Origin of the sequence: Pseudomonas sp. QD4, assembly GCF_049199125.1 — a bacterium.
Classification (GTDB): domain Bacteria; phylum Pseudomonadota; class Gammaproteobacteria; order Pseudomonadales; family Pseudomonadaceae; genus Aquipseudomonas.
In genome coordinates, this window is the sequence record NZ_JBLZOM010000002.1 from 849,619 (window position 1) to 868,370 (window position 18,752).

The following is an 18,752-nucleotide window of genomic DNA, read 5'->3' on the forward strand; positions in this document are numbered from 1 at the left end:
ACGTGACGGAACAGGCTGGTAACCGATCAACGACGTGGCAAGAATTGCAGCGGATCTACAGGTTTCCCTTGTCGGCGAATCTCAAAGTGCAGTTTCACCCGGTCTGTACCAGTTGACCCCATTTCGGCAATTGTCTGTCCGACTTTGACCTGCTGCCCCTCCCGAACCAACAACCTGCGGTTATGACCGTAGGCACTGACGTAGGTATCGCTGTGTTTGATGATGACTAATTCGCCGTAGCCCCTTAAGCCACTCCCGGCGTAAACCACCGTCCCATCAGACGCAGCTAAAACAGGCTGTCCCAAATCCCCGGCGATATCAATGCCTTTATTCAAACTACCGTTTGAAGAGAATTTACCAATCAAAATACCGTTCGAAGGCCAGCCCCAGCCAGTCGGGGCGGGGCCTGCAGGCGGTAATGGCGCCGGCGCCGGCTTGCTCGCAATCGTTGGCGAGGCGCCGACAGGGCGCCGCGTGACCGTAGTTTTACTCGAAGAAGAGGCGGTTGATTGTGAACTAGTGACAACTGTCGTTGGCGCCGAACCTGTACGGCCGTCAAAACGGATCGTCTGCCCAGGGTGAATGGTGTAGGGCTCGGGAATGTTGTTGCGCGCCGCCAGTGCCTTGTAGTCCCAACCGTAACGAAAGGCGATCGAGAACAAGGTATCGCCACGCCTTACGGCATATTGCCCAGTGGTCACGGTCGGACGCTGTGGGGCCGCATTGTTGCGGTCAACCACGCCGACGCTGCTGGATTTGGTACTGGAACAGCCGACCAACAAGGAACTCAAGACAAAGCCGATCATCAGTCGCTGAAAGCTTGTGGTACCCATACGCTGCGCAATGACCGTGAGACTCACCCGCCGCTCCCTTTGTGGTGGTGGAATATGAAAGCTGCCCGATTCGGGCATCAAGTGTCGCCAGTATAACTGGCCGCTCGCGCTTTACCGTGGGCTTGACCAAATCATTGGACGCACCACCAGGCTTGCGGGGGCACAAGGCGGGTTTCTTGATTCGTCCGGCTGTAAGACACAGCCGATCAAACAGAATTCACCCCGCGTAAACAAATGCTCAGGCCAGCGGGCCATTGAGCAACGGCACAAACCGCACGGCACCCAGCACATGCCGTGAAAAGCCCTGCTCTTCACGGACAATCAGCATCAGTTGCTGGACTTCGCCGGCGCCGACCGGGATCACCAGACGCCCGCCAGGAGCCAGTTGATCCAGTAACGCCTGGGGCACGTCGGTGGCGACGGCGGTCACGATGATGCCGTTGTAGGGCGCCAGCGCCGGCCAGCCTTCCCATCCATCGCCCCAACGGAATACCACGTTGCGCAGGTTCAACTCGACCAGGCGCTCCTTGGCCCGATCCTGCAGCACCTTGATGCGCTCGACGGAAAACACCCGCTCGACCAATTGCGAAAGTACTGCCGTCTGATACCCCGACCCCGTACCAATCTCCATCACCTTGTCCAGAGGCCCGGCAGCCAGCAGCAGCTCGCTCATGCGCGCCACCATGTAGGGCTGGGAAATGGTCTGGTTGTGACCGATCGGCAGTGCGGTGTCTTCGTAGGCTCGGTGCGCCAATGCTTCATCGACGAACAGATGGCGTGGCGTACGCCTGATGACTTCCAGTACCTGGGCGTTGGACAGGCCTTCGTCGTACAGACGCTGAATCAGCCGCTCGCGGGTGCGTTGGGAAGTCATTCCGATACCGCGACGCAGCAAATCGTCTTGCTCACGAGCCATCAGCGCAGCCCCTCCAGCCAGCCATCGAGGCTGTTGAATGCATCGCTGAAGGTGCGATCGAGCTGCAACGGAGTGATGGACACGTAACCCTGCATGACGGCATGGAAGTCCGTGCCCGGGCCGCCGTCTTCGGCGTCGCCGGCGGCGGCAATCCAGTAGCCGGCCTTGCCGCGCGGATCAACCACCTTCATCGGCGCCGCCGCACGTGCACGATGGCCCAGGCGAGTCAGCTGAATGCCGCGAATATGATCGAGTGGCAAGTTGGGAATATTCACGTTCAGCACTGTACGCGGCGGCAGATCCAGCGAGCCATGGGCCTCCACCAGCTTGCGCGCGAAATAGGCGGCAGTGGGCAGGTTCTCGACCTGGCGCGATGCCAGCGAAAAGGCAAAGGCCGGAAGCGCAAGGAAACGCCCCTCGAGTGCAGCCGCGACAGTGCCGGAATACAGCACGTCATCTCCCAGGTTCGCCCCCAGGTTGATCCCGGAAACCACCATGTCCGGTTCGCGCTCAAGCAGGCCATTGAGGCCAAGGTGCACGCAATCGGTCGGCGTACCGTTGATACCGATAAAGCCGTTGCTCAAGATATGCGGATGCAGCGGACGGTCGAGCGTCAGCGAGCTGCTGGCGCCGCTTTTGTCTTGATCCGGGGCGATAACCACGCATTCGGCATAATCCGCCAGCGCAGCATGAAGCGCGGCGAGACCGGGTGCTGTTACCCCATCGTCGTTAGAAATCAGAATACGCATGGGCTGTCCGTCTGCCCTACCGGCACCAGATCGACCAGTTCGCGCACCAATACGGTGGCGAAGCATCCAGCCGGCAGGACGAATTCCAATTGCAGAATGTCAGGCTCGGGATAATGCCACGTCAACCCGCCAATGGGCAGCCGCAGGATGCGACGTTCGTGGCTCATTCCGGCTTTTATCAACCAATCGCACAGGTCAGCCTCGCGGGTAGCGACTTGCTGCTCCAGGGCATGGGTCAGACCGGCGGCGGGCGATTCGCCCTCCCCCCACTGCGGCCCGGTCGGGTGCAGGTCAAGAATCGCCAGCCTTGGATCGCTGCATTCCGCCTCACCGGCCGGGAAAAAACTGCGGCTGTCGGTGAACGCCAGCAAATCGCCGACCTGGGCACGCTGCCAGCTGCCATCGGCCACTCGCGCCGCCAGCACCTGGTTGAACACATAGCTGCGGGCCGTCGAAAGCAGACGCGAGCGCACATTACGCTGCTCCGGCAAGGCCTTGCGTGCCGCCCAATCGCGAGCGTCCACCAGGTTGCCGCCGTCATGGCCGAAGCGTTGGGCACCGAAGTAATTGGGAATGCCCTGTTGCGCGATCAGTTTCAGGCGCTCGTCGATAGCGGCCTGGTCGGCCTTGAGCTGGGTCAGACGCAGGGTAAAGCCATTGGCGGCATGGGCACCGCGTTGCAGCTTGCGTTTGTGGCGGGCGGTCTTGAGGATCTTCAGGGTGTCGTTTTCCGCCGCGGCAAGATCGGGGTCGGCCTTGCCGGGCAACTGCACGCTAAACCACTGCCGGGTCAGCGCCTGGCGATCCTTGAGGCCGGCATAGCTGACGGTGCGCAAAGGCACACCCGCCGCCTTGGCAATCCGCCGGGCCGCCTCTTCGGTGTTCAGGCCACGCTTTTCCACCCACAACCACAGATGCTCGCCTTCACCCGTCAGCGGAATATCCAGCACTTCGTCGACCTGGAAATCCTCGGCGCTGGCTTTCAGCACCGCGCTGCCCAAAGCCTGGCCATAGGCCCGCGGGCCCAGCAATTCCTGTTCCGTCATGCGCGCAGCAACAAGGCGACGCTGTGCACGGCGATGCCTTCTTCGCGACCGACAAAGCCGAGTTTTTCGGTGGTGGTAGCTTTCACGTTCACTTGATCCAGTTCAACTTGCAGATCCGCGGCAATCAGCGCGCGCATCGCTTCGATATGGGGTGCCATCTTCGGCGCCTGGGCCACGATGGTGTTGTCGACATTGCCGACTTTCCAGCCTTTGCCGTGGATCAGTGCGACCACGTGACGCAGCAGCACACGGCTGTCGGCGCCCTTGAATTGCGGGTCGGTGTCCGGAAAATGCTTGCCGATATCGCCCAGCGCCGCAGCACCGAGCAAGGCATCGCTCAAGGCGTGGAGTACCACGTCACCGTCGGAATGGGCGAGCAGCCCGAAGCTGTGTGCAATTCGCACGCCGCCCAGAGTAATGAAGTCGCCTTCAGCAAAACGGTGCACATCATAGCCGTGGCCAATACGCATAAAAAAACGCCCCGATTTAGTCAGGGCGTGATTCTACCTGCTTTGTCGGACATTAGGCGCTAAGAGCACGCGCGTGATGCTGCAGGTGGTCGTCGATGAAACTGGCGATGAAGAAATAGCTGTGGTCGTAGCCCGGTTGCAAACGCAGGGTCAGCGGATGACCCGCGGCCTTTGCCGCCTGCTGCAAGGCTTCCGGCTTGAGCTGGGTCGCCAGGAAATCATCCCGATCGCCTTGATCCACCAGCAGCGGCAGCTTCTCGCTGGCTTCGGCGATCAGCACGCTGGCATCCCACTCACGCCAGCGCGAACGCTCTTCGCCCAGGTAACGGGAGAAGGCCTTCTGGCCCCATGGGCAATCCATCGGGTTACTGATCGGCGCAAGGGCCGACACCGACAGGTAGCGCCCGGGATTGCGCAAGGCGCAGACCAAGGCCCCATGCCCGCCCATGGAGTGCCCACTGATACCGCGCTTGTCCGAGGCCGGGAAATGCGCCTCGACCAATGCCGGCAGCTCCTGCACCACGTAGTCGTGCATCCGATAGTGCTGGGCCCAGGGCTCCTGGGTTGCATTGAGGTAGAACCCGGCGCCCAGGCCGAAATCCCAGGCACCGTCGGGATCCGCCGGCACGCCGGGGCCACGGGGGCTGGTGTCCGGGGCAACGATGATCAGCCCCAGTTCTGCAGCCATGCGCATCGCGCCGGCCTTGTGCATAAAGTTTTCATCCGTGCAGGTCAGCCCGGATAACCAGTACAGCACCGGCAGCTTGCTCCCCGCCTCCGCCTGTGGCGGCAGGTATACGGCAAACACCATGTCGCAGCCCAAGACCTGGGAGTGGTGCTTGTAGCGCTTATGCCAGCCGCCAAAGCTCTTTTGACACGAAATATTTTCCAAGCTCATAGGGCCTCCAGAGGCAATTGCAGGCCATCAGCTTCAAGTGGCAAGACCGCTGGAACCACTTGCCGCTGACAGCCTGCAACTCCCCGCTGCTCCTCAGAAATGAATGACGGTACGAATGCTTTTACCTTCATGCATCAGGTCGAAAGCCTTGTTGATGTCTTCAAGGCCCATGGTGTGGGTGATGAAGGTGTCCAACGGGATCTCGCCGCTCTGGGCCATTTCTACGTAGCTTGGCAGCTCGGAACGACCGCGCACGCCACCAAAGGCCGAACCGCGCCAGACACGCCCGGTGACCAACTGGAACGGACGGGTGGAAATTTCCTGGCCGGCACCGGCAACGCCGATGATCACCGACTCGCCCCACCCCTTGTGGCAGCATTCCAGCGCCGCACGCATCAACTGCACGTTGCCGATGCATTCGAAGGAGAAGTCCACCCCGCCATCGGTCATGTCGACGATGACCTCCTGGATCGGACGATCGAAGTCTTTCGGGTTGACGCAGTCGGTAGCGCCCAGTTGCTTGGCGATTTCAAACTTGGCCGGGTTGATATCAATAGCAATGATCCGCGCCGCCTTGGCCTTGACCGCACCGATCACGGCCGACAGGCCGATACCGCCCAGACCGAAGATGGCCACGGTATCGCCGGGCTTGACCTTGGCGGTGTTGATCACTGCGCCGATACCGGTGGTGACACCGCAGCCCAGCAGGCAGACTTTTTCCAGTGGTGCTTCTTTCGGGATCTTGGCGACAGAGATTTCCGGCAGCACGGTGTATTCGGAGAAGGTCGAGGTGCCCATGTAATGGAAGATCGGCTGACCCTTGTAGGAAAAGCGCGTGGTGCCGTCCGGCATCAGGCCTTTGCCCTGGGTGGCGCGAATTGCCTGACAGAGGTTGGTCTTGCCCGACAGGCAGAATTTGCACTTGCCGCATTCCGGGGTGTACAGCGGGATGACGTGGTCGCCCACTGCAACCGAAGTCACGCCTTCACCGATGGCTTCAACCACGGCCCCGCCTTCGTGCCCCAGAATTGACGGGAAGATACCTTCCGGATCAGCGCCGGACAGGGTGTAGGCATCGGTATGGCACACACCGGAAGCGACCACCCGCAGCAAGACTTCACCGGCCTTGGGCATGGCCACATCGACTTCGACGATTTCGAGAGGCTTCTTGGCCTCGAAGGCAACGGCAGCGCGCGACTTGATCATCCTGGGGGTCTCCAATGAATAAAAACGAGACGCGCAGTGTAAAACACCGCTGAACGATTAATAATCCAAGCAAAAGCAAAACATTATTGCTGTACAGGGATAATTGACATGAGTGAAAACCGCTGGGAGGGCATCGACGAGTTTGTCGCAGTGGCCGAATACAGCCAGTTCACTGCAGCAGCCGAGCGCCTGGGGGTGTCCTCCTCCCATATCAGCCGGCAAATTGCCCGCCTCGAGGAGCGCCTGCAAACTCGCCTGCTCTACCGCAGTACCCGCCGCGTCACCTTGACCGAGGCAGGTCAGACGTTTCTTCAACATTGCCAGCGCCTGCAGGACGGCCGCGAGGAAGCGTTGCGCGCCGTGGGTGATTTGACCAGCGAGCCCAAAGGCATGCTGCGCATGACCTGCGCCGTGGCTTATGGCGAGCGCTTTATCGTGCCGCTGGTGACCCGCTTTATGGGCCTCTATCCGCAACTGCGGGTGGACATCGAACTCAGCAACCGCCCACTGGACCTGGTGCATGAGGGGCTGGACCTGGCGATTCGCCTGGGGCGACTCCAGGATTCACGCCTTGTGGCGACGCGCCTGGCGCCGCGGCGCATGTTCCTGTGCGCCTCGCCATCGTATCTGGAGCGCTACGGGCGCCCCCATAGCCTGTCGGAGTTGAGCCGACACAATTGCCTGATTGGCAGCTCGGATATCTGGCAACTGGAACAGAACGGGCGGGAGTTTTCCCAGCGGGTGCAGGGTAATTGGCGCTGCAACAGTGGGCAGGCAGTACTGGACGCGGCGCTGCAAGGGGTTGGGTTGTGTCAGCTGCCGGACTACTACGTGCTCGAACACCTGCGCCGCGGTACGTTGATCTCCCTGCTGGAGGCCCACCAACCGCCAAATACCGCCGTCTGGGCGCTGTATCCACAACAGCGGCATTTGTCGCCCAAGGTGCGCAAGCTGGTGGATTACCTCAAGCAAGGCCTGGTCCAACGCCCCGAGTACCAAGATTTGTAGCGGCTGACGCGGGGCCTCTTGGGCGTTGGGCTGAATCTGGGAGAGAGCCGGTGTTGATCAGGGCCAGCGCAGGTTCGGCAGCGGCTACGGGGACTACGTATGTAGCCGCCACAGGCTGCGCTGGCCCTTACGTGTACCTAGGTGGTTCGCTGCTACGCAATCAGCGGCGGTTGGCCCAGCGCTGGCGCAGCCATTCGAGGTCTTCGGGGCGGGTGACTTTGATGTTGTCCGAACGCCCTTCGATCAGGCGTGGCGCCTGGCCCGACCATTCCACTGCCGAGGCTTCATCGGTGATCAGCACATCCGCCACCAGGCTGTCAGCCAATGCCCGATGCAAGGCGCCCAGGCGAAACATCTGTGGCGTGTAGGCCTGCCAGATCAGGCTGCGATCGACGGTTTCCACCACACGGCCGTGCTTGTCGACGCGCTTCAAGGTGTCCCGAGCCGGCACGGCAAGCAAGCCACCCACGGGGTCGTCCGCCAATTCACCGAGCAGCTTGTCCAGGTCATCGCGGGTCAGGTTGGGCCGAGCCGCGTCATGCACCAGCACCCAGTCCTCATCCGCCGCGCCCTGGGCATGCAGGTGCAACAAGGCATTGAGGACCGAACCGGAGCGCTCCTGCCCACCGTCCACGCGCTGAATCCGCGAGTCATGGGCACAGGCCAGGGTCGGCCAGAAGGGATCGTCGACAGCGAGACTGACCACCAGCCCCTTGAGGCAAGGATGGTCGAGGAAACAGCCGAGGCTGTGTTCAAGAATAGTGCGTCCACCCAGCTGCAAATACTGCTTGGGGCGGTCCGCGGCCATACGGGCACCAACGCCCGCGGCAGGAATCACGGCCCAGAAGGCCGGCAAACGCTCGATCATTGGGCCAACTGGTAGAGGGTCTCGCCCTCCTTGACCATGCCCAACTCATGGCGAGCCCGTTCTTCAACGGTCTCCATGCCCTTTTTCAACTCCATGACTTCCGCATCGAGTACGCGATTACGCTCCAGCAAACGCTCGTTTTCGGCGTGCTGATCGGCAATCTGCTGAGTCAGGTCAGCTACCTGCGCCAAACTGCCATTCCCCACCCACAGGCGGTACTGCAGGCCAGCCAGCAGCAAGAGCAAGACGAGGAACAACCAATTGGGACTGCGCATCGAATATCGGGTATCCAGTGAAAAAAGACAGCCATGCCCACAACTTCGAACCTACTGATAGCACGAAGCCTGGAAGAACCAGGCTTGTGCTCATAAGGCATCAGATTAGAGGCAAAAAAGCCGCTATAGCGATTTTTCCGACACAATCCGGTGTCTTTTTACCATCTACCGCTTAGCCGCGAAACTCGCTGCGACCGTTGTACTTGGCTTTGCCATTCAATTGCTCTTCGATGCGCAGCAATTGGTTGTACTTGGAAACTCGGTCGGAACGGCACAGCGAACCGGTCTTGATCTGGCCAGCCGCAGTGCCCACGGCCAGGTCGGCAATGGTCGAATCTTCGGTTTCACCGGAGCGGTGCGAGATGACGGCGGTGTAACCGGCGGCCTTGGCCATCTGGATGGCTTCCAGGGTTTCGGTCAGGGTGCCGATCTGGTTGAACTTGATCAGGATCGAGTTGGCGATCTTCTTGTCGATGCCTTCTTTCAGGATCTTGGTGTTGGTCACGAACAGGTCGTCGCCTACCAGTTGGATTTTCTCGCCGATCTTGTCGGTGAGGACTTTCCAGCCGGCCCAGTCGGACTCGTCCAGGCCGTCTTCGATGGAGATGATCGGGTAGCGCTCGGTCAGGCCTTTGAGGTAGTCGGCAAAACCTTCGGAAGTGAATACGTGGCCTTCACCGGACAGGTTGTACTTGCCGTCTTCATAGAATTCGCTGGCCGCGCAGTCCAGAGCCAGGGTCACGTCAGTGCCCAGGGTGTAACCGGCGTTGGCCACGGCTTCGGAGATCACTTTCAAAGCGTCTTCGTTGGATGCCAGGTTCGGCGCGAAACCACCTTCGTCACCTACTGCAGTGCTCAGGCCACGGGCCTTCAGCACAGCCTTGAGGTGATGGAAAATCTCGGTGCCCATGCGCAGGCCTTCCGAGAAAGACTTGGCGCCAACCGGCTGCACCATGAATTCCTGGATATCGACGTTGTTATCGGCATGCTCGCCGCCGTTGATGATGTTCATCATTGGAACCGGCATCGAGTACACGCCTGGGGTGCCATTGAGGTTGGCGATGTGGGCGTACAGCGGCAGGTCCTGGTCCTGTGCAGCAGCCTTGGCCGCAGCCAGGGATACAGCGAGGATCGCGTTGGCGCCCAGGGTGGCTTTGTTTTCAGTGCCGTCGAGCTTGATCATCGCGTGATCCAGCGCTTTCTGGTCACTTGGGTCTTTGCCCAGCAGCAGGTCGCGGATCGGACCGTTGATGTTGGCTACAGCCTTGAGCACGCCTTTGCCCAGATAACGGCTCTTGTCGCCATCACGCAGCTCGAGCGCTTCACGCGAGCCGGTGGAAGCACCGGACGGCGCGCAGGCGCTACCGATGATGCCGTTATCGAGAAGCACGTCCGCTTCGACGGTGGGATTGCCACGGGAGTCGAGAACTTCACGACCTTTGATGTCGACGATTTTTGCCATTGTTGTAAACACTCCAAAGTTGACGAAAACGACGCAGCTGTAGGAAATCTCTTTACCGTCGGCAAGTGATGGGCAGCGGGCAGGCTTGCAGACGATAAGGCTCAGGCCCGAGGGCCTGAGAAATAATCGTGCGGTACTTTACCGGAGAAATCGGTTTTAGGCGGTTTCTACCGTCGGAAAACTCTTCACCAGTTCGTCCAGCGCCTTGAGCTGAGCCAGGAACGGCTCAAGCTTGTCCAGGCGCAGGGCGCAAGGACCGTCACACTTGGCGTTGTCCGGGTCCGGGTGGGCTTCCAGGAACAGGCCAGCCAGGGACTGGCTGATACCGGCCTTGGCCAGGTCGGTGACCTGGGCCCGACGACCACCCGCCGAATCGGCACGGCCACCCGGCATCTGCAGGGCATGGGTCACGTCGAAGAACACCGGGTATTCGAACTGCTTCATGATGCCGAAGCCGAGCATGTCGACGACCAGGTTGTTGTAGCCGAAGCTGGAACCGCGCTCGCAGAGGATCAACTGATCGTTACCCGCTTCTTCGCACTTGCTCAGGATGTGTTTCATTTCCTGGGGCGCAAGGAACTGGGCTTTCTTGATGTTGATCACCGCACCGGTCTTGGCCATCGCGACCACCAGGTCGGTCTGACGCGACAGGAAGGCCGGCAACTGGATGATGTCGCAGACTTCAGCGACGATCGCCGCCTGGTCAGGCTCGTGGACGTCGGTGATGATCGGCACGCCGAAGGCTTGCTTGATGTCCTGGAAGATCCGCATGCCCTCTTCCAGGCCGGGGCCACGGTAAGAGGTCACGGAGGAACGGTTGGCCTTGTCGAAGCTGGCCTTGAACACGTAAGGGATCCCAAGCTTCTGGGTCACCTTGACGTACTCTTCGCAGACCTGCATCGCCATGTCGCGGCTTTCCAGCACGTTCATGCCACCGAAAAGCACCATGGGCTTGTCGTTGGCAATCTCGATATCGCCTACACGGATGATCTTCTGGGCCATCAGGGTTTATGCCTTCTTCTGGTGTTGAGCCAAGGCCGCCTTGACGAAACCGCTGAACAACGGGTGACCGTCGCGCGGTGTCGAGGTGAACTCAGGGTGGAACTGGCAAGCGACGAACCATGGATGATCCGGTGCTTCAACCACTTCAACCAGCGCGCCATCACCGGAACGACCGGAGATTTTCAGGCCGGCTTCCATGATTTGCGGCAGCAGGTTGTTGTTCACTTCGTAGCGATGACGGTGACGCTCGACGATCACGTCCTTGGCGTAGCAATCGTGAACCAGGGAACCCGGCTCCAGCAGGCAATCCTGGGCACCCAGGCGCATGGTGCCGCCCAGATCGGAAGCCTCGGTGCGGGTTTCGACAGCGCCGGTGGCATCTTCCCACTCGGTGATCAGGCCCACGACCGGGTGACCGCTGGCGCGATCGAACTCGGTGGAGTTGGCATCTTTCCAGCCCAGCACATTACGTGCGAACTCGATAACGGCCACTTGCATGCCCAGGCAGATGCCGAGGTACGGCACCTTGTTTTCACGAGCGTATTGCACGGCGGTGATCTTGCCTTCCACGCCACGCAGACCGAAGCCGCCAGGTACGAGGATGGCATCGACACCTTCGAGCAGCGCGGTGCCCTGGTTTTCGATGTCTTCGGAATCGATGTAGCGCAGGTTGACCTTGGTCCGGTTGCTGATGCCGGCATGACTCATGGCTTCGATCAGCGACTTGTAGGCGTCCAGCAGCTCCATGTACTTGCCGACCATGGCGATGGTGACTTCGTGTTCCGGGTTCAGCTTGGCGTCAACCACGGCTTCCCACTCGGACAAGTCAGCGCTGCCGCATTGCAGGCCGAAGCGCTCGACGACGAAATCATCCAGGCCCTGGGAGTGCAGGATGCCCGGGATCTTGTAGATGGTGTCCGCATCTTCCAGTGCAATCACCGCACGCTCTTCAACGTTGGTGAACTGGGCGATCTTGCGACGCGACGAGATGTCGATCGGGTGATCGGAGCGGCATACCAGTACGTCCGGCTGCAGGCCAATGGAACGCAGTTCCTTGACCGAATGCTGGGTCGGCTTGGTTTTGGTTTCGCCGGCGGTGGCGATGTATGGCACCAGGGTCAGGTGCATCAGCATCGCGCGCTTGGCGCCGACTTCGAAACGCAACTGGCGGATGGCTTCGAGGAACGGTTGGGACTCGATGTCACCCACGGTGCCACCGATTTCAACCATGGCCACGTCGGCATCGCCGGCGCCCTTGATGATCCGGCGCTTGATCTCGTCGGTGATGTGCGGAATCACCTGAATGGTCGCGCCCAGGTAATCACCACGGCGCTCTTTGCGCAGCACGTGCTCGTAGACACGGCCGGTGGTGAAGTTGTTGTTCTGGGTCATGGTCGTGCGGATGAACCGCTCGTAGTGGCCCAGGTCCAGGTCAGTCTCGGCGCCGTCGTGGGTGACGAACACTTCACCGTGCTGGAACGGGCTCATGGTGCCCGGGTCGACGTTGATGTACGGGTCCAGCTTCAGCATGGTGACCTTAAGTCCCCGCGCCTCCAGGATGGCCGCCAATGAAGCCGAGGCAATGCCTTTCCCCAATGAAGAAACAACACCGCCCGTGACGAATATGTAGCGCGTCATGAAAAACCCTAGAAGTCTGCGTTAAAGCGGTCCGAGCCGCCGGGGAAAGCGAAGGAAGGCCGAAGCCCCCGATCACCTGCATTAATCACAGTGCATCTTTCGAAAAAACCGCCGCGTTGTGACAGACCGGATGCAAAAACACCGGTACGTTGCTCGCTACACATTTTTTGGAATCGCCCAGCAAAGACTGCTTGGTAATCGGCAACTTCTGCAATTCAGGCGAATCCACAGAAGTTGTATCAAGAAGGGAGCGTAGTCTACCGGAAAGGGCCTTTCAGCTCAAACCTTGATCGCTCGTCGGCGGCTGCCAATGCAATTGCCAACAACCATGGGCGTTTGCGACAAGACCTGGCAGGTTTGCCACCGCCAACAACTGCTCGCCCTGATACAGCAGCGGCAATCTGCCACGGGCAAAGGCCGGCAGGCCACTTTCATTGAGCAAGCGCTTCAGGTCGCGATGGCCTCGACCCGGTAAATGCATGACTTCGCCACCTTGACGATAAGCCACCTGCAACGGTCCCCTGGGCCCCTGGCCGGTGATATGCAACTGCCCGTTATCCGGTAGCACCAGCGGTCGGGAAACGTCTGCCCAGGATGGCGCATCAGGCATCGGGCGCAACCAGGCGCCCGCCAACCACCACAACCGCCCGCAGGCTCGATGCAGTTCGCCATCCGCCAGGCGCCAGATCGGATGCCCATCTTGCGCCGCATCGCGTAGCGTCTCCCAACCCAACCAGTGCTCGCTATCCGGCAAACGGCTGCGAAGGCTCAGCCAGTGGCTCAGGGCGTTGCGCTGGCGAGCGGGAGAAAGCGCTTGCAGGGGTGCCAACTCCAGTGACGGCAGGCGCAACCAACTGACGTCGCTGGCAGTATCGGCCGCAGCAAGATCCATCTGCGCCAGCTCATCGAGCAGCCCTTGAGCCTCACTCAAGTGCGCCGCGCTGCGCGCCATGCTGGCCAGTGCCCGAGGCCAGCGAGCAGTGAGCTGGGGAAGCACCGCGTGGCGCAGGTAATTGCGTGAAAACTGCTGATCGAGATTGGAGGGATCCTCGATCCAGCTCAATCCACGCTCATCGGCATAACGCAGCAGTTCGGCCCGCGATACATCCAGCAACGGCCGCAGCAAATATCCCAGGCCCAAAGGGCGGGATTCAGGCATCGCTGCCAGCCCTCTTGCCCCCGCGCCGCGCAACAGCCGAAACAACAAGGTTTCCGCCTGATCGTCACGATGCTGCCCAGTCAGCAGCAACTCGTTGTCAGCTGTTGCGCGCTCAAAGGCGCCGTAACGCGCATCACGGGCCGCACGCTCGAGGCTGGCGCCCACTTGCACTTGCACGCGCATGACCTGCAAGGGCACCCCCAGCGCGTCGCACACGGACTGACAATGGGCCGGCCAGGCATCGGCCGCAGCCTGTAGACCGTGGTGGATATGCAGGGCAGTCAACGGTGGAAGTGGGTGTTGTTGCGCCAGATCGGCAAGCAGGTGCAGGAGGACGGTGGAGTCCAGACCGCCGGAATAGGCAATACGCCAGGCGCAGGCGTCACGCCAAGGAGCCAGGCGATGCAGCAATTGGGCAGATAGGTGATTCATCAACGGACAGGACCTGTGGGAGCCGGGCTTGCCTGCTGCAGACGCTGGAGCGGTGAAGGGATCCACCGCCGCGTCCGGACCGCAGGCAAGCTCGCTCCTACAAGAAGGAGCGACGGCGTATCAGAGACCGTAGCTCATCAGGCGGTCATAACGACGCTTGAGCAAGGTTTCGGTGTCCATGCCCTTGAGCATCGCCAACTGCGAAGTCAGCTCGGCACGGATCGAGGCAGCAGCGGCTGCTGGGTCACGGTGTGCGCCCCCCAGAGGCTCGCCGATCACCTTGTCCACAATGCCCAGGCCTTTGAGACGCTCGGCAGTGATACCCATGGCTTCGGCGGCATCCGGGGCTTTCTCGGCGGTTTTCCAGAGGATGGACGCGCAACCTTCTGGGGAAATAACCGCGTAAGTCGAGTACTGCAGCATGTTCAACTGGTCGCAAACGCCGATCGCCAATGCACCGCCAGAACCACCTTCGCCGATGACCGTGGCGATGATCGGGGTCTTCAGGCGGGCCATGACACGCAGGTTCCAGGCAATGGCTTCGCTCTGGTTGCGCTCTTCGGCGTCGATACCCGGGTAGGCGCCCGGCGTGTCGATAAAGGTCAGGATCGGCATCTTGAAGCGTTCGGCCATTTCCATCAGGCGGCAGGCCTTGCGGTAGCCTTCCGGACGCGGCATGCCGAAGTTGCGACGAACCTTCTCGCGGACTTCGCGGCCTTTCTGGTGACCAATGATCATCACCGGCTGGTCATCCAGACGGGCAACCCCGCCGACAATGGCAGCATCGTCCGAGAAGTGACGGTCGCCATGCAGCTCGTCGAACTCGGTGAAGATGTGGTCGATGTAGTCCAGGGTGTACGGACGACGCGGGTGACGCGCCAGACGAGCGATCTGCCAGCTGGTCAGCTTGCCGAAGATGTCCTCGGTGAGCGTGCTGCTTTTATCCTGCAGGCGGGAGATCTCATCGCCGATATTCAGCGAATTGTCATTACCGACCAAGCGCAACTCTTCGATCTTGGCTTGCAGGTCGGCGATCGGCTGTTCGAAATCTAGAAAATTCGGGTTCATAGGCGTCCGTCTTGGGTCGACATCCAAGAGAGCTTGGGTCGGCCGGTTGTCTATTCGCGCATTACCTTAAGGGACAGGCGCGTTCAGGTCGAGATTAAAATCCGGGTCGAGGTCAGGGCAAACCCGATAACGCAAGGAATGCCCGCTGACCGTCAACGGTATTGGAGGAAGACGTTGTCTCGCCCGAACTGGTCACGCAGGGCTTGAATCAATGCATCCGCCGGGTCGATTCGCCAGCCTTCGCCGAACTGCAGCAAGGCCTTGGAATCATCCCGGGCATATTCCATGGTCACCGGGCAGGCACCGCGATAACGCTTGAGCAGCTCGCCCAACCAGCGTAGCTGATCACCCTTGAGGGCCTCGGTATGAACCTTGAGCCGCAGGCTTTCCGCCAGGTTGGTCCGCGCATCCTCCATGCTCATCACGCGCTTGACCCGCAGGCGCAGGCCGCCGGAGAAGTCATCGTTGCTGACCTCGCCCTCGACCACCACCATCGCGTCGGTCTGCAGCAGGGACTGCGCCGAATGGAAGGCCTCGGCAAACAGTGAAGCCTCAATCCGCCCCGAACGGTCGTCCAGGGTAATGAAGCCCATCTTGTCGCCCTTTTTGTTCTTCATGACCCGCAGGGCAATAATCATCCCCGCCACGGTCTGGGTATCCCGCGCAGGCTTCAGATCGATGATGCGCTGGCGGGCAAAACGGCGGATTTCACCTTCATACTCGTCGATCGGGTGACCGGTCAGGTACAGCCCCAGGGTGTCTTTCTCGCCTTTGAGGCGCTCCTTGAGGGTCAGCTCCTTGGCCTTGCGGTGATTGGCGTAGACATCGGCGTCTTCTTCCACGAACAGGCCGCCAAACAGGTCGGCGTGGCCGCTGTCGTGGGTCCGGGCCGTCTGTTCGGCCGCCTTGATCGCTTCTTCCATGGCGGTCAGCAACACCGCCCGGTTCTGGTCGATGTTGGCCTGATAGGCCTTGGGCTCATCGTGGAAATATGGGCCCAGTCGGTCCAGGGCGCCACTGCGGATCAAACCGTCAAGGGTGCGCTTGTTGATACGCTTGAGGTCCACGCGGGCGCAGAAATCAAACAGGTCCTTGAACGGCCCGGCCTGGCGCGCCTCGGTAATGGCCTCTACCGGCCCTTCGCCAACCCCCTTGATCGCCCCCAGGCCATAAATGATCCGACCTTCGTCGTTCACCGTGAACTTGAACTCCGAGGTGTTCACGTCTGGCGCATCGAGGCGCAGCTTCATGATCCGCACTTCCTCGATCAAGGTCACGACCTTGTCGGTGTTGTGCATATCCGCCGAGAGCACCGCAGCCATGAACGGCGCCGGGTAGTGAGCCTTGAGCCAGGCGGTCTGGTACGACACCAGGCCATAGGCCGCGGAGTGGGATTTGTTGAAGCCGTAACCGGCGAACTTCTCCACCAGGTCGAAAATGTTACCCGCCAGGTCCGGGTCGATATTATTGGTGGCGCAACCCTCAATGAAACCGCCACGCTGCTTGGCCATTTCCTCGGGTTTTTTCTTACCCATCGCCCGGCGCAGCATGTCCGCACCACCGAGAGTGTAACCGGCCATGACCTGGGCGATCTGCATCACCTGTTCCTGATACAGGATGATGCCGTAAGTCGGTGCCAGTACCGGCTTGAGGCCTTCGTACTGGTAATCCGAGTGCGGGTAGGCCAGTTCGGCGCGACCGTGCTTACGGTTGATGAAGTCATCCACCATGCCCGATTGCAAAGGGCCCGGACGGAACAGGGCCACCAGTGCGATCAAGTCTTCCAGACAGTCGGGCTTGAGCTTTTTGATCAGCTCCTTCATGCCTCGCGACTCAAGCTGGAACACCGCCGTGGTTTCAGCCTTTTGCAGCAGGCTGTAGGTCGGCTTGTCGTCGAGCGGGATGAAGGCGATATCCAGCGGCTCTTCGTCGACCTTGGCCCGCTCGCGGTTGATGGTCTTGAGGGCCCAATCGATGATGGTCAGGGTCCGCAGACCGAGGAAGTCGAACTTCACCAGGCCCGCGGCCTCGACGTCATCCTTGTCGAACTGGGTAACCAGGCCATCGCCTTCTTCGTCGCAATAGATCGGCGAAAAGTCGGTCAGCTTGGTTGGCGCGATAACCACGCCACCGGCGTGCTTGCCGACGTTGCGCACCACGCCTTCAAGCTTGCGCGCCATCTCCCAGATTTCCGCCGCTTCCTCATCGACCTTGATGAAGTCGCGCAGGATCTCTTCCTGTTCGTAGGCTTTTTCCAGGGTCATGCCGACTTCGAACGGGATCATCTTCGACAGGCGATCCGCCAGGCCGTAGGACTTGCCCTGGACCCGCGCCACGTCCCGCACCACAGCCTTGGCGGCCATGGAACCGAAGGTGATGATCTGGCTGACCGCGTTGCGGCCATACTTCTCAGCCACGTAGTCGATCACCCGGTCGCGACCGTCCATGCAGAAGTCGACGTCGAAGTCGGGCATGGAGACCCGTTCCGGGTTGAGGAAACGTTCGAACAGCAGGTCATATTCCAGCGGATCGAGGTCGGTGATCTTCTGCACGTAGGCCACCAGGGACCCGGCACCCGATCCACGGCCCGGACCTACCGGGACACCGTTGCTCTTGGCCCACTGGATAAAGTCCATAACGATCAGGAAGTAACCGGGGAAGCCCATCTGGATGATGATATCCAGCTCGAAATTCAAGCGATCGACGTACACCTGGCGCCGGGCTTCGTAGTCTTCGGTCGTGTCTTTGGGCAGCAGCACCGACAACCGCTCTTCCAGGCCGTCGAACGAGACCTTGCGGAAATACTCATCGATGGTCATGCCATCGGGAATCGGGAAGTTGGGCAAGAAGTGAGTGCCCAGCTTGACCTCGATATTGCAGCGCTTGGCAATTTCGACCGAGTTCTCCAGCGCCTCGGGCAAGTCACTGAACAGTTCGGCCATCTCATCGGCGCTTTTCAGGTACTGCTGGTCGCTGTAGTTCTTCGAACGCCGCGGATCGTCGAGGGCGCGGCCCTCACCAATGCAAACACGGGTTTCGTGAGCTTCGAAGTCTTCCTGCTTGATGAAACGCACATCGTTGGTCGCCACCAACGGTGCACCGAGCTTGTCGGCCAGGGCCACGGCTGCGTGCAACTGCTCTTCGTCATTCGGACGATTGGTGCGCTGGACTTCCAGATAGAAGCGATCCGGGAACACCGCCATCCAATCGCGAGCGAGGGTCTCGGCTTCCGCCAGGTCACCACTGATCAAGGCGATGCCGATCTCACCTTCCTTGGCGGCCGACAGCATGATCAAGCCGTCCGCGGCCTCGGCCACCCACTCCCGCTCGATAATCACCTGGCCATTACGCTGCCCATCGATAAAACCGCGGGAGATCAGCTCGGTCAGGTTGCGATAGCCGACGGCGTTCATTGCCAGCAGGCTGATCCGGCTCAGTGGGTTGTCCGGATCCTTGTTCGACAGCCACAGGTCGGCGCCGCAGATCGGCTTGATACCCGCGCCCATGGAGGCTTTATAGAATTTGACCAGGGAACACATGTTGTTTTGGTCGGTGACCGCCACGGCGGGCATGCCCATGCCGGCCAGCGTCTTGACCAGCGGCTTGATCCGCACCAGACCGTCGACCAGTGAGTATTCAGTGTGCAGGCGCAGGTGAACGAATGAAGCCGGCATAGTGATCCTGTAAGTAAGCACAAAAACAACAAGGCCCGGATTGTACCG

General features: G+C 60.5%; 16 protein-coding genes. 1 reads left to right on the plus strand and 15 read right to left on the minus strand.

What is annotated here, in order from left to right; translation table 11 throughout:
- Nucleotides 1-26: 26 nt before the first annotated feature.
- The 7 genes from ACOZJV_RS14880 to ACOZJV_RS14910 form a co-directional block, all read right to left on the minus strand.
- Nucleotides 27-860: a peptidoglycan DD-metalloendopeptidase family protein gene (locus tag ACOZJV_RS14880; RefSeq protein WP_020296595.1), complete on the minus strand. Its 834-nt coding sequence runs from the start codon at nucleotides 858-860 to the stop codon at nucleotides 27-29.
- Nucleotides 861-1,071: 211 nt separating this feature from the next.
- Complete coding sequence (locus ACOZJV_RS14885) at nucleotides 1,072-1,707, minus strand: protein-L-isoaspartate(D-aspartate) O-methyltransferase (protein ID WP_177326767.1); 636 nt, start codon at nucleotides 1,705-1,707, stop codon at nucleotides 1,072-1,074.
- A gap of 41 nt (nucleotides 1,708-1,748) precedes the next feature.
- Nucleotides 1,749-2,498, minus strand: coding sequence for a 5'/3'-nucleotidase SurE (gene surE / locus ACOZJV_RS14890; RefSeq protein ID WP_421547954.1), 750 nt, complete (start codon nucleotides 2,496-2,498; stop codon nucleotides 1,749-1,751).
- On the minus strand, nucleotides 2,486-3,544 hold the full coding sequence (truD, locus tag ACOZJV_RS14895) for a tRNA pseudouridine(13) synthase TruD (RefSeq protein ID WP_421547955.1): 1,059 nt from the start codon (nucleotides 3,542-3,544) through the stop codon (nucleotides 2,486-2,488). Before truD ends, surE begins: the two co-directional genes overlap by 13 nt.
- Nucleotides 3,541-4,014, minus strand: a complete 474-nt coding sequence (ispF, locus tag ACOZJV_RS14900) for a 2-C-methyl-D-erythritol 2,4-cyclodiphosphate synthase (protein ID WP_020296599.1) — start codon at nucleotides 4,012-4,014, stop codon at nucleotides 3,541-3,543. The genes truD and ispF overlap by 4 nt, the downstream gene beginning before the upstream one ends.
- Before the next feature lie 52 nt (nucleotides 4,015-4,066).
- Nucleotides 4,067-4,912 (minus strand): S-formylglutathione hydrolase, encoded by an 846-nt coding sequence (fghA, locus tag ACOZJV_RS14905; protein ID WP_078470082.1) that lies wholly within the window; start codon nucleotides 4,910-4,912, stop codon nucleotides 4,067-4,069.
- Nucleotides 4,913-5,005: 93 nt separating this feature from the next.
- Entirely contained in the window at nucleotides 5,006-6,118 is a 1,113-nt protein-coding gene (locus ACOZJV_RS14910; protein ID WP_020296601.1) for an S-(hydroxymethyl)glutathione dehydrogenase/class III alcohol dehydrogenase, read from the minus strand.
- Nucleotides 6,119-6,226: 108 nt separating this feature from the next.
- Between ACOZJV_RS14910 and ACOZJV_RS14915 the strand changes: the two genes are divergently transcribed.
- Nucleotides 6,227-7,126, plus strand: a complete 900-nt coding sequence (locus tag ACOZJV_RS14915) for a LysR substrate-binding domain-containing protein (protein WP_421547956.1) — start codon at nucleotides 6,227-6,229, stop codon at nucleotides 7,124-7,126.
- Nucleotides 7,127-7,286: 160 nt separating this feature from the next.
- On the opposite strand, the gene ispD is transcribed toward ACOZJV_RS14915, so the two are convergent.
- The 8 genes from ispD to dnaE form a co-directional block, all read right to left on the minus strand.
- Nucleotides 7,287-7,994, minus strand: a complete 708-nt coding sequence (gene ispD / locus ACOZJV_RS14920) for a 2-C-methyl-D-erythritol 4-phosphate cytidylyltransferase (RefSeq protein WP_078470080.1) — start codon at nucleotides 7,992-7,994, stop codon at nucleotides 7,287-7,289.
- Complete coding sequence (ftsB, locus tag ACOZJV_RS14925) at nucleotides 7,991-8,269, minus strand: cell division protein FtsB (RefSeq protein WP_011059544.1); 279 nt, start codon at nucleotides 8,267-8,269, stop codon at nucleotides 7,991-7,993. Before ftsB ends, ispD begins: the two co-directional genes overlap by 4 nt.
- Before the next feature lie 172 nt (nucleotides 8,270-8,441).
- The gene (gene eno, locus ACOZJV_RS14930; RefSeq protein ID WP_078470079.1) at nucleotides 8,442-9,731 is read right to left on the minus strand and encodes a phosphopyruvate hydratase; all 1,290 of its coding nucleotides are present in this window, start codon (nucleotides 9,729-9,731) and stop codon (nucleotides 8,442-8,444) included.
- Between the two features lie 156 nt (nucleotides 9,732-9,887).
- On the minus strand, nucleotides 9,888-10,733 hold the full coding sequence (gene kdsA, locus ACOZJV_RS14935) for a 3-deoxy-8-phosphooctulonate synthase (protein WP_020296605.1): 846 nt from the start codon (nucleotides 10,731-10,733) through the stop codon (nucleotides 9,888-9,890).
- Nucleotides 10,734-10,739: 6 nt separating this feature from the next.
- Nucleotides 10,740-12,371: a CTP synthase gene (locus tag ACOZJV_RS14940; RefSeq protein ID WP_020296606.1), complete on the minus strand. Its 1,632-nt coding sequence runs from the start codon at nucleotides 12,369-12,371 to the stop codon at nucleotides 10,740-10,742.
- 274 nt (nucleotides 12,372-12,645) lie between these two features.
- Complete coding sequence (gene tilS, locus ACOZJV_RS14945; RefSeq protein WP_421547957.1) at nucleotides 12,646-13,962, minus strand: tRNA lysidine(34) synthetase TilS; 1,317 nt, start codon at nucleotides 13,960-13,962, stop codon at nucleotides 12,646-12,648.
- 120 nt (nucleotides 13,963-14,082) lie between these two features.
- The gene (locus ACOZJV_RS14950) at nucleotides 14,083-15,030 is read right to left on the minus strand and encodes an acetyl-CoA carboxylase carboxyltransferase subunit alpha (protein WP_078470077.1); all 948 of its coding nucleotides are present in this window, start codon (nucleotides 15,028-15,030) and stop codon (nucleotides 14,083-14,085) included.
- Between the two features lie 152 nt (nucleotides 15,031-15,182).
- Nucleotides 15,183-18,704: a DNA polymerase III subunit alpha gene (gene dnaE, locus ACOZJV_RS14955; protein ID WP_078470076.1), complete on the minus strand. Its 3,522-nt coding sequence runs from the start codon at nucleotides 18,702-18,704 to the stop codon at nucleotides 15,183-15,185.
- Nucleotides 18,705-18,752 lie beyond the last annotated feature (48 nt).